The organism is Bilophila sp. 4_1_30 (genome assembly GCF_000224655.1).
GTDB classification, from domain to species: Bacteria; Desulfobacterota; Desulfovibrionia; order Desulfovibrionales; family Desulfovibrionaceae; genus Bilophila; species Bilophila wadsworthia.
Genome location: NZ_JH114231.1, coordinates 756,297 through 772,383, shown reverse-complemented (window position 1 = coordinate 772,383; position 16,087 = coordinate 756,297). Strand labels below are relative to the sequence as shown.

At 56.5% G+C, this 16,087-nt stretch carries 9 protein-coding genes and 1 pseudogene; 1 reads left to right on the top strand and 9 read right to left on the bottom strand.

Annotation, left to right across the window (positions count from 1 at the left end):
* The 7 genes from HMPREF0178_RS03605 to HMPREF0178_RS03575 form a co-directional block, all read right to left on the bottom strand.
* Positions 1-3,080, bottom strand: a 3,080-nt coding sequence (locus tag HMPREF0178_RS03605; RefSeq protein WP_009379099.1) for a hypothetical protein, incomplete at its 3' end; no start/stop codon positions are given.
* Positions 3,077-4,759 (bottom strand): hypothetical protein, encoded by a 1,683-nt coding sequence (locus HMPREF0178_RS03600; protein WP_009379097.1) that lies wholly within the window; start codon positions 4,757-4,759, stop codon positions 3,077-3,079. The genes HMPREF0178_RS03600 and HMPREF0178_RS03605, both read right to left, overlap by 4 nt.
* A complete protein-coding gene (locus HMPREF0178_RS03595; RefSeq protein ID WP_009379095.1) occupies positions 4,756-8,898 on the bottom strand; it encodes a protein kinase in 4,143 nt (1,380 codons plus the stop codon). Before HMPREF0178_RS03595 ends, HMPREF0178_RS03600 begins: the two co-directional genes overlap by 4 nt.
* The gene (locus HMPREF0178_RS03590; RefSeq protein ID WP_009379093.1) at positions 8,898-10,298 is read right to left on the bottom strand and encodes a restriction endonuclease subunit S; all 1,401 of its coding nucleotides are present in this window, start codon (positions 10,296-10,298) and stop codon (positions 8,898-8,900) included. Before HMPREF0178_RS03590 ends, HMPREF0178_RS03595 begins: the two co-directional genes overlap by 1 nt.
* Positions 10,295-12,316, bottom strand: a complete 2,022-nt coding sequence (locus HMPREF0178_RS03585) for an N-6 DNA methylase (RefSeq protein ID WP_009379091.1) — start codon at positions 12,314-12,316, stop codon at positions 10,295-10,297. Before HMPREF0178_RS03585 ends, HMPREF0178_RS03590 begins: the two co-directional genes overlap by 4 nt.
* On the bottom strand, positions 12,313-14,316 hold the full coding sequence (locus tag HMPREF0178_RS03580; protein ID WP_009379089.1) for an N-6 DNA methylase: 2,004 nt from the start codon (positions 14,314-14,316) through the stop codon (positions 12,313-12,315). Before HMPREF0178_RS03580 ends, HMPREF0178_RS03585 begins: the two co-directional genes overlap by 4 nt.
* Before the next feature lie 28 nt (positions 14,317-14,344).
* Positions 14,345-14,551, bottom strand: a complete 207-nt coding sequence (locus tag HMPREF0178_RS03575) for a helix-turn-helix domain-containing protein (protein WP_009379087.1) — start codon at positions 14,549-14,551, stop codon at positions 14,345-14,347.
* Between the two features lie 164 nt (positions 14,552-14,715).
* On the opposite strand from HMPREF0178_RS03575, the gene HMPREF0178_RS03570 reads away from it, so the two are divergent.
* On the top strand, positions 14,716-15,066 hold the full coding sequence (locus HMPREF0178_RS03570; RefSeq protein ID WP_039958532.1) for a helix-turn-helix domain-containing protein: 351 nt from the start codon (positions 14,716-14,718) through the stop codon (positions 15,064-15,066).
* On the opposite strand, the gene HMPREF0178_RS03565 is transcribed toward HMPREF0178_RS03570, so the two are convergent.
* Both HMPREF0178_RS03565 and HMPREF0178_RS03560 read right to left on the bottom strand, forming a co-directional pair.
* Positions 15,063-15,581 carry a gamma-glutamylcyclotransferase gene (locus tag HMPREF0178_RS03565; RefSeq protein ID WP_009379084.1) on the bottom strand — a complete coding sequence of 173 codons (519 nt, stop codon included), beginning with the start codon at positions 15,579-15,581 and terminating at the stop codon, positions 15,063-15,065. The genes HMPREF0178_RS03570 and HMPREF0178_RS03565 overlap by 4 nt on opposite strands.
* Positions 15,578-16,087: pseudogene (locus HMPREF0178_RS03560) on the bottom strand (glucosamine 6-phosphate synthetase); the annotation flags it as partial. The pseudogene HMPREF0178_RS03560 and the gene HMPREF0178_RS03565, both read right to left, overlap by 4 nt.

Here is a 16,087-nt window from a genome sequence, read left to right as displayed (position 1 = left end):
AGGTTGTGCGTCGCCTGTGAGCTGGCTCCTGGGACATAATCAATGAGGTAGTCGGGCCTGTTCTTCCGTCCCCCATGATCGAAGAATTCAATTCCCATGTTGCGATCAATGGTGAACACCCAGTCACTGATCTGATGAACTTCATAGATCAGCTCTCGTTGGGCGACATCAAGGCCCAGGGTCACGACGGGCACCGATTTAAAGCTGGCTCCGGAGGCCGCAACCGCTGAGGTCGCAAAGCAGAGGTGACGGCTTAGATTTGACAGCAAATCAAAACAAGCCGCGTGACTGTCTGAATTGAGCGAGCGCCCGACAATCGGACGCTTGTTCCAGAAGGTGCCGGAATCATCGTCAACAAACTCGGTGTCGAAATCCTGTATCAATCCATGCAGTGGCGTGATCCCCATGGGCTTCTCGGCAATGGAAAGCTTCTCGGCGGGGAACACGTCCAGCAGTACGCTGATGTGGGCGGGAAACTCCTTTGCGTTTGCATGGAACTCGGAAAGCGCGTGTTTGGCCAGATTTAGCTTTGAAAACAGATGGCTACCGGTCGAAGTTGCAAAGGCATCTGCCGCTTCGTTTACCGTGGCTCCTGGACGAACCATCGACTCAAGGGCTTCGCCCAGCACCGGAGAATCGGGATCTGATGTAAATAGCCGAATGTCGTAGCGGAGATCGGCATGCTCGCGCTTCTGCTGCAGCGACAAGAGGGCATCCGCTATCACCGATCCGGCCCCGGGGTTGAAAACGTTTAGTGACAACTCACGGACGTAAGGGTGCTGGGAAAGATAGCGCTCAATTTTATCCGCAATCACTTTACCAGAGATGTCCGCTCCCGCTGCTGACGGCTCAGCCAGGCCAAGAGCGGAGCAGATCTCCGCCATCAGGCCGCGTGAGTTTTCTTCCGTGGTGGGCGCGTATAAAGCCCAAAAAGCGTTCAGGTTATCGACCGGGGTAAAAATGCGACCATCTTCAACGGGAACCCCAACTGGATACGCCGAGGGTACGAGACCATCCAAGAGCGCTGATCGAACATGCGGGATGTAGTCTTTTCCACCTGCTTTAATTTTTTCAATCCAATCCTTGCCCAAAGCCACCCAACTGCTCAGCCATAGGGCGCGAAGGGGGTGGGTCGGAGAAACCAGAACTGCCTCGCGATGCCTGCCCCGGAAATCGGTCAAGATGACGTGAATGGAATCCACGGCCAACACATTTCGCAGCGCCTGGAGATGTTGCTGCCTCTCGGCACCGGAAGTTGTTTCGGCTTGGCGAATGAGGTTCCGTACCAGATCAAGGTAGACGTCGGCATACGCCAAGCACTCCGTCTCGGTATCTCTGAAAGAAAGCCCCTGCATGATCAGCTCGGCCGTATCTTTGCGAACCGTGGCAAACAGCTCTTCCCGAGCAGCCAGGAAGGAAGCCATTGCGGCTGAGGATGGCAGCGTGAGTCCAACTTCTGAAGGCGGCTCCGCAGTATCCAGGTTGATCTGCATTCGCCAGCCAGATGGATGTTTCGGTTCGGCCAAAATCCGTTGTTCGATGGTTTTTAGCATACGTGACAACGGGATCTGCACCGCGCCCTCACGGCCAAATTTGGCCAGCAAGATCTCCTGGCGAGAAACCTTTTTTGAGCGTCCACCTTCAGCCCATGCAACTCCGCTTATAGCGATCTCCTCGGGATCACGTTCGTCCCCCAGGGCGGTGAGCTGCAAGCGGAATCGGGCGTGTTCAAGACTCTGCTCGATGGGGATCGCCCTTTGAGGCGGCTCTTCCTCAATGTTTCCGCCCGGAAGGACATAGAACGGCTCGCTCTCATAAGAACGCTTAGCGGACTCAGAACCGGAATCTGATTCCAGTGGAATCGGATCGCCATCGGCGGTCCATGGAAGAATACGGATGAAATGCCAACCTTCCTCAAACTCGATCTTGTTGAGTTTGGCCAGGTTGGTTGTGCATTGCAGTCTATTTGGCGTCCAGGCTTTGACCTTCTTGGATTTTCCGACCGGGCCATCGTTCTGTGAAACGATTTGGACCGTAAAATGATCCAACCCGCTGACCTTGCCCGGGTGAGGATTGACCTCAAAAACTATGTTCATTTTGCGGCGGTCGTTAGGGACCAGAACCTGCTGCCCGATAAGGCCGGAGAGCTGATCGTCGGTTTCATCTTCCTGCACAACCGGCAAATCGGTTTCTAAAACCTCTAGCAGAATCTTGTCCAGTGAGAGTTCTTCCTGGAAGGCCCACTTGTCAAACGAGATGCTCCACCAACTCTTATCTATCGCAATTGGAGGTGTCCAGGCTTCTGGTTCCTGAATGTCGTATTTTTCAAAGTAGGTGGACAGCCGAGCGTCGAGGGTTTTGTCGCTGAGGCCCAAATCTGCGATGCGCCCTCGAACGGATTTATGGGAGGTCATCAGATTCCGAACGCTGCCCAGGTTTCGTCGTATCTTGCTGTTGACCATTCCAGTATCGGCAAAGAGCTTGAAGTCTGGAATCAACGTCAGCTCATACAGGCTGGCTCCGAGAGTTTCCCCGTCAATGCCATTTTCCAGCGCCGTGAGCAGATACCTCACGCGGGAAACATCGTCAGCGAAAAGCCATTCTTCCTCGGAAAGAATGCCAAAAAGGTCGCGTACATGACCGACCAGTGTTGCCGGAAGCCGATCAATCAGGGAGTCAATAAGGTCCTCGTAGATACCAGTGAATGTCAGTTCTTCGAAGGTGGCCACGCCAAAGGAATCCTCGGCACTGGTGCGCAGCGAGGTCGGAATGAAGACGAGAAGTGGTTGACGCAACTCGCCATTCCCGTCCGGGTTACGCAGTTCCACCAGCTTGGTGGAGGTCACTCGGAAAGGCATGCCTTCTTGGTCATGGCTTCCCAGGATGAAAATATTGCCGTCGGGCCGAGTGCGGCGCAGCTCCTTGCAAACTGACTCCATGATATCGTCATCGAGATCGGTGACACGCATGCAGTGACCTGGACCTCGATCTCCCAGGATGGTTTCGATACGGGGGCACAGCAGGTCAGCAACCGCCGCGTTCAATTTATCCTGGGATAGCTTGGTGAACGCGTTACTCATGCGTGCCTCCCTTTCTTATCTGCTCCGTCATTTCTCTCAATTGCATAGCGAGGCGATACCTTTTGGGTCACGTAGGCGTCCGACAGATCCTCGTAGAAGCCGATTTCACGCAGACGACGCTTGAAAGCCTCAAGATTCAGGCGTAAGGCTCGCCGGTCCAGAATGCTGCTGTTCGCTTGAGCACTCTCCGGAAGCCGGTCGATATGGAGGCCGTAACGGTTTCTCAGAAAAGCCAACAACTCCTCGATGCGTACTTCCCGGGTCACAAAACGCCCGCCGTCTTGTGTTAACACAGCCACCTGGAGGAGGGCTTCAAGCAATTTGCTTCCCAACACGAACCGGCGGGGGCTTCCCTTGGTCCGGGATTGAGCCAACAGGCCAGTTTCTTTGTTTTTCAGTAACAGAGAATCCAGACACTCCGTGATGTACTGACGGTGATATTTGCCGCGATAGGCCATCAGGATTTCGATGAAGGACTCAAATTCCCCGAGGCCCATGGACGTGACTTCCCTGATTTCCGGATCAACATCTTCGTTTCCGGAAGTAGACTCCTCGATCAGGCTGGCCAGACGAAATTTGAAGTAGGCTTGCCGCTCGGCGTCGTGTTCAGGCTTCAGCAAGGAAACCAGGTCGCCGACCCCAAACACGCCATTGGCTGGCGAGGCGAGCTTGCCGGTTTTCTTGCTCAGGTATTCCGCCATTTCATCGAGTTTCTTGACCACAAAGTTGGCCTGCACAAAGGCGGGGATCTGGCGATACAGACGGTCAGTGGACTTGCGAGCCAGCTCTGCCATGTGAGGGTTGTTGACATCGCCCATGTCGACCACCAGCGAAACGCGATAGGGGCAGCCCTCCAGCGCGTTGTCGAGGCCGGGATTGATCGGACACTCCTTGGCACTGCACAGCTCGTTGCCTGAGCGCTGCTTCACCAGCTTGGGAAGCATCTGCAATAGCTTGAGGTGGTAGAGCGCCAAATGGAATGCCATCAGGGTCTTAAGGTAATCCACCAGCACTGAACGCGGAATATAGGGCTCATAGGCCAGTAGCCGCAGAATGTCGTCGGCCATAATATCGGCCTGGCCGATGCACAACGGCTGGAAGCGTGAAGGCTCCTTGGAATCCTTCATGTCCTGGGTAACCTGGTGATCCAAGCGTAGGATTGCCTGCGTCTCCACATCGACGGAGGCACTGGGATCGTAGCGGTCCGTGACCAGGTCAATGCCGGGAAAGAAGAAACGTTTCAAGCCGTCGCGAGCGGCCTGGCCTTTGCCCTTCCGGGCATAGAAGAGCATCCAGTAAATCTGTTCCGCCGCGCCGTAGTCACGGGTGTGCTTCGCGTTTCGGAACTTATAGGTGTTGCCATGCAGAGGTCTCGGCGCGGCAACGGCCTGATTGGCTTTACCACGGTTAACCACATCCATGAGATCGGTTTCGATCCAACGGTGCACCACTTGCGGATAGCGATCAAAGCCCGCGAACCATTCAGGATGCTCGAGGAAATCCTCCATGAACTCTTCAATCGTCAGATCACCACCACGAGGCGGACGTCGGCTGGCATAGCCGTCGTACTTCAGGCGGGGGAAAAGCATGGTCAACACGCGATCCATTTCAATATGCTTGAAATCCACATAGGTGGTCTTGGGAGTGCGGAACTCCTTGTCTCTACCTTTGATGCTCATGCTTCAGCCCTCCTGCTTACCTTTCCCAGATGCAGGATGCCTTTGTCGTCGCGCCGGATCTGGAAGAATTCAAAGCCGCTGTCTGTCAGGAGCACCTCCTGATACGGAGCGGCCGACAAGACATTCTTAAAAACCGCCAGGCTCAGGTAGAAACCTTCTTGTTCCTCGATGCTGGGCCGGTAACCGTTGTTCAACCGCATCAGCATCTCGTAAATGTCGAGATTGATGCGCAGATTGGCCTTCTGGCCATCACTCGGGTCATAGAGGAGCACCAGCGCCTGGGACAAACATTCCAGAAAAGGATGGGCCGCCGTTTCCTGCTCGGTGCGCAGTGTAAAGTGCTCACCGTCGAACAGCCGGTAGCTGCGGAGGGTGCCTTTATCCACCTGGCGGACCCGAAGCGCCAACTGATTGCCCAGCCGTGCCGGATCACTCAGCCCTTCACCCCGGTTAATGGCCCGGAGAATAGCGGTAACCTCTTCGGCGCTCTTCGCGCCGGGCTGCTCAATGGAATCCAGGAACGGATCGATGCTTCCGTAAGGCAGCATCTCTTTCCATCCAATATCGCGACGCTCGAAGAAATGGCGGCGACGCATGTGGGAAAGGTAGTTCCTGTGCTTGGCGATCAGCCTTGAACGATTCTTTGATGAGTAGTCGCGGGGCAGATTGCGGAAAAGCGCTTCGACCAGTTCGTTGTCATAACCTGTTCGCTCGGCGAACGAGAACCGGCTCATAGCTTTGGTCTTGGGATTCAGGAATCCCAGTTTCCGATCCAGGTCAGGATTACTGACTTCGGCCACATCAATCTCGCGCAGCAACGAAATCAAGCGGTCGTTCGAGCCTTCGCCACCGCCGAGCCAGGAATTGAAATAGAAGCCATCAAGAATGCGGTTCTGATTCTCCTCACCGCCGTTCTGGTAAAGCTGGTGAATGCCATCACAATCACGCGTGCCCACCAGCATGAACGCCAGCGCCGAACGCAGGTCACGCATGGTGATGTGCAACCTGCCGCGCAGGTGGGTAATGGTGTAGAGCATCTTCAAGCGCTCGATCACCTTGGGTCCGGCAACGGGGTCCTGGAAAGTCCGGGCATTGTGGTAGGCGAAACACTTGCCCTTGAGGTCGCACTTTTCGCAGGCCTGCCAATACTCCTGCTGGGACATGCGGGCGATCAGCCGCTCCAGGATCGAGGGCTGACCCTCTTCAGGTTCGGCGACCACCGAACGCAGGTTGAGGTTGATGACGGCGATTCCGTTCTCTGGATCAGCCCCTGCCAGACCTTGCTGGATCTGCTTGGCGAGCAGCGGGAAATCCTCCTCGTGTTCCAGGAAGAAATCGACCAGACGGCCCTCGTTGATGGCGATCAAACGGGTTTGGTTTTCCGCCCAACCGGATTTGTCCTTGCCCGCAAAGGGCGCGAAGAACTTTTGCAGCACGGCGTCATTGCGCTCATCACCTTCATCCTGGCTGCCGTCGTAGTTGCTCTGGTAGGTATGCCCCTTGAGCTGGAACACGGCTCCATTCGCGCCACGCTGCATCTGTGCGCCCTTGCTTTCGGCAAAGGCCTCGAACTGTTGGATGAACGCGGTCTTGCCATCACCGGCGTTACCGCTAATGATCACCAGCCGGAACTCGCCCTTGAGCAGAGCGGGCTTGAGCTTCTCATCCAGATAGGTCGGCACGTAGGTGGCCTTGCCAACTTCGTCCAGACCACGGGTGCCCGCGTTGGACACCTGGCTCTGGCTGTAGAGGGTCAGCAGATGTGTGACAAAGGGGTTGGTGTTGGGCTTGGTCGGCTCGAAGCCCAGCTTTGAGACCACTTTCGGACCGGCACCAATCTCGCCGGTAGTCAGCACCGAGCGCAGGCGTTTGACCTCGGCCAGGGCGATCAGGAGCTCTTCAGCCGAAGCGAAGCGATCCTTTCTCTCCGGAGCAACCATCTTCACCAGCACATTGACCAGTGAGCTGCTCAAATCAGCGCAGCCCTTGAACTGTTTCGGGTCCTTGGGTTGGGTCTTGATCGGCGGTGTGGGCTCCTCGAAAGGATATTTGCCGGTCAGGCACTCATAGAATGAGATGCCCAAGGCATAGAGGTCACGGTCCATGCGATCCGAAGCATCCGGCTCGGACGAGTAGTCGTAGTCCGGGGGCAGATAGCGGCGCGTTCCGCCACCGCCCTGAACCTCGTCCTTCTCGGTGACCGCAACGTTGAAGTCGATGATGCGAACACCCTTGTCTGTCCAGAGCAGGTTGGAAGGCTTGACGTCCTGATGGTAAACCCCGTGTTTGTGCAGGTGGCCAAGCCCTTCGGCGGACTCACGCACGATGCGCACCGAATCTTCCAGGGACAACGCCTCGGCATCGATCAAATCCGAGACATCCAGGCCTTCCACATACTCAAACACGATGTACGGCGTCTGCTTGGCGTCGGCCATGCGATCCGCCCAGACCACTTTCACCACGTGCGGATGGTCCGGCAGATTGGTCAGGGTCTTGTATTCCCGGCGCAGGCGCTCATAAACGCTGCGGCGATCCTTGGTCACCAGCTTGATGACCCGCACCACATCGCCCAGGGAGTCGAACACCTTGTAGGCAACCCCAAAGCCGCCACTGCCCAATTTTTTCTGTATGCGGAAGCGATCCGCCAGAATAAAGTCCTGCGGCAGGTCGGTCAGGTTGTCAGGGAGTTGCGGCAGCGCCACGGCGGGACCACTAATATCCGCTGCGGATTCATCCTTGGCCTCGGGCAAAATCAAGTCGTCGAGCGCCTTACGGGCAATGGCCGTGCTGGCGTGCCGTTCCTCGGGGTCGAACTCGCAGAACTTCTGCAGCCACTCGTCGATCCCCTTGGGCAGGTCAGGCTTATGTTCCGAGGGCTTCATCGGGAATTTGCCGTCGGCTTCCATCATCTGGTCGACGCTTTCAAATGGCAGCTCGCCGGTCAGCAGCTCATAGAGAATCAGCCCAGTCGCGTACAGATCGGAGGCGATACTGGCCTGAGTCGGGTCCTTGAAACACTCCGGAGCCTGGTAGGCGGTTTCCAGATCATCGATGATCTGATCGGCGATGGTGGAGGTGCGGCTCTTGCCCACCCGGGCAAAGTCGAAACCGGTCACCCGGGCCTGGCCGCCCTTGGTCACCAGAATGGCGTCCGGGGTGAGATTGCGATGGATGACCTCATGCCGGTGCGCATGGTCCAGGGCCGCGAGCACATCGCGCATCACCTGGAGCTTCTGGTCAAAGGTCAGTGCCAGGGAGGCCTTGTTGATGTGCAGGCGCAGGGCCTGGCCGGGCAGGTCCTCGGTGACCAGCACCACCTTATCTTCATCGTCGGAGACGAACAGATCCTTCACCGCCAGCACGTTGGCGTGGGTCGGCATGTGCGCCACGGCGCGATAGGCATTACTGATCTTCTTGAACTCTTCCTTGCGGGCGGTCTCGTCTTGGTAAGGGTCGGCCTGGTAGACCCGCAGGCGGGCGTTGCCACCGCTCTTGCCCAACAGGTTATGCTTGGCGCGGTATTCGGTGTAGCGGTCGGTGCCGCCCAGCTTCTCTTCCACCTGCCAGTCGCGGAACACCAGCGCCGCGCTCTTGGGCTTGGCGTTGCCGGTGATCGCCTTGGCGATCTGGGAGTGAAAGCGGGTGATGTTATCCAGCCGATTGTCCGGAATGCGGCTCTGGTCGCGGAAATATTTCAGGCAATGTTTGAAGTCGGTCACGTCCGGGCTGTCGATGCCCGCCTGGTCGAACACAGCGGCGTCATCGGCGGTGAGCAGCACGGCGGCATGCACATGGGCCTTTCGCAGCTCGATCAGGCCGGTGTTGCTCTCCCGGATGATGGTAGCCATGGTCTTGGCGTGGCTGCGCAGTTTGGCCAGCGGCGAGAAGAACGGCTGCCGACCCTCGGGGTACCACTTGGAGCCATACACATCGATGTTGCCCCGCGTCCCTTTGACATCCACCAGGTACACTGCGTGAGGCGCGAGGATGGCGATGTCGATTTCGAACACCTCCTCACCCTGGCGCATCTCGAAGTTGTGGAAGATCAGCCAGCCATCGGGCAGATGATCCCGAAGGAAACCGATGGCCTGGCGTTCAGATTCGTTTGCGGGTTGCCCGATGGGTATGACCTTCGCCATTAGCGACCCCCTTCAATTATCGCATCAGTGATCAGTTGTCGGGCTTTAAATTCTAATTTCAGAGCCTCATCGCGGTAAGTCATTGCCTTCAGCACATTGCTGTTTATTTCTTCAATCTCGGTTTGCTCTAGAAGTGGAACGGGCAAGTTGGCAATTTGGTTCTCCGTAAAGTGAGGTATGGAGCCTCCAAAGGGAAGTCTAATAATCTGTGCATATCCCACATCTGATGAAAGATATGCAAATAAATAACCCGAGATTGAGTCATCTTTTGCTATTACTCGCACCAGCATATGAGTTGTGCAACATGAATCCAAATACTCTCCCACCCATGCAACGCGCCCGATCAACCCTCCTTTTTGTCCAAAGGCTTGTATCAGAATAGTTCCTTTACTGATCTGGACATCGTTAAATAGAGATGTTTTTCTTGAGAGTATTTCTTTGTGCACTGGTTCGAGCCAAAAGATTGCTCCGCCAGAGTAATATGGGACTCCGTGATCAGCATCATCAATGTAAATACGCTTAAAAATACCCGGCAGTGAAACTTCCCTGCACAGGTCTCTAACGAGCGCATGGGAGCCTTGCGATATCCTTTCCGCAATTGTTTCCGCTGAGGGGTCATGATAGGCCGCTTCTAATCGGCCTATGAGTTTTTTCGAACTGACCGATGTGACGATAGGATATTCTTGTTTTTCTGTGAGGACACCATTGCCAAAGTAATCGAATCGGCTTCTAGCATCATCGATTAATCTTGCCGCATTCGTGCGTAATTTAGATGCTTTCTTAACCAGACTGTCAATTTCGTTTTCAAATTCAGTTGAAAATCGGGGGACCTGGATACCAGCAAGATCAGACGGTTCAATATGAAGAATAATACTGCCAAAAGTTCCTGCTGTTACCAATGGAACGCCAAAATCTGAACTAAGGAAGGCGTGTAAATATCCCGCAGGTATCTTTGATGCGTCTGGAATGACCTTCATAATATCGCTACAGGCGAACATTCCAGTCATGTCTTCTCTTGAAAAAACGGTTCTGCCAATTGTTCCTGCGGCTGAAATCAGAATAGTATCGGGTTTCAAGTAGCAAGCTGAATCTGAATCTGCGATTTTCTTAGGAATGCGAGGCACATGAGTAAGATCTGCCTCAAGCATGTCGGACGTATTGAGAAATGGGACTCCGAGCTCTTTGCTTTGAACAAAGATTCGCTTAATCATTTTCCCTTTAAAGATGCCATCCAAACCACCCTCGGTAAGATCAGATAGAGGAATCTTGGTATTTCGTAAGGCAGCAATTGCCATCCTGGCTTCAAATGCTCCAGACATATACGGTCCGCAATCCAGCCTGCATCCATTATTTTCCAGCCAAGAACTGGGAACAGCTTTGCATTGAAATTTTCTACTCATAATGTCACCTCGCCGGTTGCGCGGAATTCCTTGTATTTCTCTGCCACTACCGGCAGCTCATCATGAACACGGCGGTTACGGCGCGTGGTTCGACGGATCTCCACTTCACCGCCTTCGCGAACCCGCTCAATCACTTCCTCATCAAAGACCAGTTCTTCACCATCAGGGGCTCGCTGAAACAGGAGATTGCCTCGGGCATCGACACCGGCCCGATCCACCACGGCCATGAAGACCTTGTATTCCGGGTGCTCGGTATTGATCAGCTCCACCTGGCTGCGGCGGCGCAGAACCAGCAGGCTTGGCAAGGCAGGCGTCAGGCCGTACTCTTTGACGGTGACCTTAAAGGGCTCTACCGGCAGGTCGACGCTGGCAAGCACCTCGCAATGACGCAAAATCCACCAGCGAATATATTCATCACTCGGATTGCCCAAAACGCCATCGGGAAGCAGGATGCCTAATCGGCCAGTCCCAGGCTTGACCCAATCCAGCGCACGCTCAATGAACAAAACTTCTGGCGGCACACCTCCTGCGTTGATGGAACCTGAATTGACATATCCGTCACCACCTTCTTCTTTGTTCCAGACCTTTCCTAAGTCATAACGTCTGAGAATGGACTCATCGGTAATTACATCCCTTGTCGAGAACCAGGGATTGAGCAAAACCACATCCATGCTGCCCAGCGGCATTGCCGGGCGGGCGGCATCGATACCATCCAAATCACCGTCCGGGAAGGTTCGGGCATCGATGCGGAACACGCGGCCGGGATTGCCAGTGGTGAACAGCAGGTTCATGCGGCTGGCGACGGCCAGAAAGGGATCGATGTCGCAGCCCAGGGCGTTGCTCGCCGCCCACGCGGCGGTTTCGTTTTGCGCCTGGCGGATCTGTTCGTTGGTGGCTTCGTCGGGTGTGGTGCCCAAAGCCGCCAGTTTCTTCTTGAAGATGTGCGCGGCGGTCATGGCCAGGAAAGTGCCGGTGCCGCTGGAGCAGTCCACGATGCGTTCGCCGGGTTGCGGGTCGAGCATCTCCACCGCCATTTCGGCCACGTTGAGCGGCGTGGGGTAGCGGCCCTCGCGGCCGTCCATCACGCTGCGGGCGACTGCACGGAAGGCCCCGGTCCGAAATCGAGGTTGGGTTTCACTCAGGGAGTAACGGGCCAGTTCCATGACCACGCGAGCGGTCTCGTGGGGTTCCAGCGTCAGATCCCAGCCACGAGTCAGCAGGTTCGGTTGCCAGGCCTTGGCGGCGGCAATGGATTCGTTGATGCGCTTGGCAATGGCCTGTTGGCCCACCTCGGTGAAAGGCTCGTCGCCCCTGATCCAGAATTTGCGCTCGCCGGTGGGCAGCGTCTCGTCGTGGATCTTGGCCAGCATCAGCACGGCCAACTGCTTGAAGGAATCCTTGTGGTCGAGACCCAGGTTGCGGTTCAGAAACTGGCGGCAGCGCAGCAGCGCGTCTTCCAAGTCCTCCGCCTCGGCGCTGATCTGGATAACGCCTCCGGTGCGGTCTAGATCAGTGGTACGTTCACCCGGTACCGGCCAGACGCCCAGGGGCTTGGCACGGACCTCGAAGCGGGTGCGCTCGACCTGGAACAGGAACTCCTCCTGGCCGTTGGTCCACATGCCCAGCGTTGCGCCGGGGATCAGCTCCAGCAACTCTTTGAGTTCGCGCAGGTCGGTGTCGGCCTCGGCAATGGAGCGAAGCTTGTCACGCTTCTTCTGATTCTTGCAGACGATGATCCGCTGCAGGTTATCGTTGTTGTGCTCGGCATCAGGGCGGAAAATCGCGATGTCGATGCGCTTGCGCCCCTGGCCAGCGATCTGGGGGTTGTAGTTCACCTCCAGGTCATCCCGGTCAAACCCATAGCTTTCGATGAGCTGGCGCAGGACTTTCTGCACCAGTAGCTTCTTAGCTGAGGAGTTCTCCTTGTTGCCGGTCAGGATGTCGATGAAAAAATTATCCGGGCCGCTCTCTTCGGCAGCATCCTGCGGGGCTTCAATGATGTCGTCTTGATCGCTCATCTGTTCTGCTCCTTGAGAAATTCGCGGTACCTCTCAGCGATGACCGGCAGATCGTTGTCCTCGATCTTTTCACTGCGGGTCAGGGTCCGTTCCAAGAAGCGCCCGTCGATGCGAATGCGCTCGATATGCTGCTTGGGCTCGACAATCTCTTCCCCGTCCGGGGTGCGTTTGTAGAGTTTGTTGCCGCGGCGGTCGAAGCCAACCTTGTCGGCCACGGCCATGAACACCGGGTATCCCTCGATGCCGCCCAGGGCCTCGGCGCGTTTTTCTTCTTCACTCTTGCGGCGTAGGAACAGCAGACTGGTGAGGATGTTGACGTTGGCCTCGGCGATGAAGGCTTCCACCGGCAGGTCGACGGAGGCGAGCACTTGCGTTTCACGCATGATCCACCAGCGGATGTATTCCGCCGCCGGGTTGCCGAGAACGCCATCAGGTAGGACGATGCCCATGCGGCCGGTGCCCGGCTTGAGCCACTTGATGCAGCGCTCGATAAAGAGAATCTCGGGCGCGACGCTGCCCTTGGGGGTGCCGGTGTTGCGGAAGCCGCCTTCGCCATCATGCTCCCAGGCGTGCGCCAGCTCGTATTGTTCCAGGATGTGTTTGTCGGTAATCGGGATGTCGGAGCCGAACGGAGGATTGGTGGCGATGATATCCACCGACCCCAGTGGGATCTCCTTCTTGGCGGAGGGCAGATCGGCCAGATGCCCCAGCGGGAATTCCAGGGAGTTGATGTTGTAAATGTGACCCCGACCGTCACCCGCCAGCACCATGTTCATTTGAGCGGCGCGGATCAGGAACGGGTCGAAGTCGGCCCCGAAGACATTGGCGGCGGCATACTCTTTCAGCCGCTCGTGGACGTTCAGAAATTCGGTGGTGTTCTCGTTACCGACCTGGGTATTCTGCTCCTCACGGAATTTCTTCAGCATGTATCCCAAGGTGGCGACTAGGAAGCCGCCGGTACCACAGGCCGGGTCCAACAGTGTTTCGTTTTCTTTGGGGGCAAGCATTTCAACGACCAGCTTCACCACGCCTCGCGGAGTAAAGTACTGCCCCCGGTCGCCGCGCAGATTCACACCCACCAGTTCTTGGTAGGCGACACCCTTGGCATCGACATCGGTGCGGGTGAAATCGTACTTGGCCAATTCGGATACGATAAAGGCCAGCGCCCGGTCGGAGAGGGTAATCTCCTCGTTGCCCCGGAAGATATTCTTGTACTGCTTTTTGACCTCGGTGAAGAGCTCCTCGATGCGCTTGCGGATTTCTTTGCGGCCCTTTTCCTCAAACTGTTCCCTGGGGCCAGCCCAGAATCGGCGCTGCCAGGCCTGACGCTGTTTGCCGCGCAGGTTTTCATCGTGCATCTTGCAGAAAATCAGGTAGAGAAACTGCCAGAAGGCGGCGTCTTTGGGCATGCCCTCGTTGCCGTGGATGTAGTTGTGGCAGCGGCGGAAGGTGATCTTGAGCATCTCGTTGTCGGCGACACGGGTATGGGCGTCGGAAATGACCTCCTTGGTGCCGACCGACTCTTCCGCCATCGGCCAGTCGCCAATGGGGTTGCACTTGGTTTCAAAGCGCTTCTGCTCTTTCTCGATGAAAAAGAATTCCAGGCCGTTGGTCCACAGGCCGTACTGAACCGCTTCGACCTCGCGCATGATGGTTTCAATCTCGTCGAGATCTTTTGCGGCTTGTTCAAAATCACGGATGCGAGCGGCATTCTTACCGACATTAGGTTCCTGGCGGCAGAGCACGGCGCGGCCAAGGTTTTCAATGGTGTGATCCTTGCCATGGTGGAAGATGGCGACATCCACTTTTTTGCGCCCACCGATGGAGAAATCCAGCTCCATATCCTCTGGCGAGAATCCGTATTCATGGATCAGGGCGCGAACAATCCGCTGACGCACCAGCTCTTTCTTCGTTTCCTTGACCTGTTTGCCGGAAACGTAGTCGAGCGTGTATCCCGCCGGGATGGTATTCTCGGCCTGCTTGTTCTTCTTTTTGCTCATATAAAAACTCCGTTCACCGAGGCTGAGGTCATTTCTGGTCGCCCTCGCCGAAATCTTGGGTTGTGTGTTTCTGTTGCTCTATCCATGCGTCGATGTCCTTTCGGGAAAATCGCCACTGGCCTCGGACCTTGAAAGCAGGCAGTTCCCCGGTCTGGGCCATGGAGTAGACCGTCTTTTCGCCGACCTTAAGTAAGGCGGCAACGTCTTTTAATTTCAGGACCTCTTCATTGCTCATGTCGCCTCTCCTGCAGGGCTGTTGGCCGTCAGGGCACAGTGCCAGAACAGGGGTAAGTTACCTGCCTCTGAGTAAAAATCAACCAGAATATACCAAATTACGCCAAAGAATGCCAGAGGAATTTTGTGTTGCAAAACACTAAACAGCGAGGTATATTAGATACTATGAAAAACTTTGGTGAAACACTCCGCGACCTTCGGGTTGCTCAAGACCTCGGCCTGCGCGAGACGGCGACCAAGGTCGGCATTTCCCCTGCCTATCTGAGCCGCATCGAACGTGGCAAGGAGCGTCCGCCAAGGCCAGAGGTGATAAAGGAACTGGCCAAGGTACTGGCGGCCGATCCCGACGTACTGTTCCGTTTGTCCTCGTCCACGGACCCGGAAGTCGTCGACTACCTTCATGACCAACCCGAGGTCATGAATTTGCTCCGCTACATCAAGGAAGCCAGCTTTACCGAGGGTGAGATCAAGAGCCTCATCCAGGCAGCCGAAAGCATCAAGGCCAACACTCATTAGCCCCGCCACTCCCGGTCAATTCGCTCCCCATTTGTAACCCGAGCCATTCTGTAAATCCACACTGCAATTGAAGCGTTCCGGCATCCAGCGGCCACCATCACCCGCTGGTACATGCTGTGCCCGCCGGGCCGAAAGCCTTCCAGCTGGTCGATGGGCGGTAGATCGCGCTGAGGATCGGTGAAGGTCGCCAGTTCCCCATAGATCAGATCCCAGTCGCCGGTCGGGCGGCCGAAGCGCGGTGTGCCGCTCTCCTGCTGCCTGCGGGCGTCGGCCAGCGGATCGTCGGTGCCCCGGGCCAGGATCAGACCTTCCGGCACCTCAAGCGCCGGGAACCCGGCATGGAGGTGGTAGAGCCTGCCCCAGACCACGGCCGGTTCGATGCTGAGGGCCTGGGCGCAGAAGCGTTGATGGTTCCAGTAGCCCCGTTTCAGGGTGCCGTAGACGAAGAGCCGGAGGATGGTCTCGGGACTGTCTTCCGGGTTTGTGTTCAGCTTCGCGGTGTCTCCAATGTTCATGCATTCACTCCTTCGGGCAGTGTCCCTTTGCGCTCCTGGGGGATGAAGCGGAATTCGCAGTTTTCGATGGCCCGCACATCCTCGTGGCGGATGGTGAGCATGGTCATGGGCGGCACTTCCAGTTCGCGCCAGCCCTTCTCGTTGTCCACGGCAAAGTCGATGAAAGCGGCCTCCGAGGCGTAGAGCACCACCCGGTGCTGGCGGTGGATGCGCAGGCAGAGCGGATTGTTGCCCTTGAGCACGGTGATGGTGTCGGGGTCGAGCTTTGATGCCAGCACGGCGCTCATCTGGCCGCGACAGAGGGCGAGTGCCTTCTTCAGGCCGTCCTGGTCGATGGGGCCTTCGGGCGCGAAGCGGTCGGCCAGGCGAAAGATCAGCTCGCTGTCCACCTCGGCGTAGCGCGGCAGGCCGAGACGGCGGAAAAGGTGATCTGCGTTGTAGATGGTGCCGTTGTGGGTGCCGATGACGATCCCGGCCCGGATGGGATGATTGTTGCGGTTATTGAA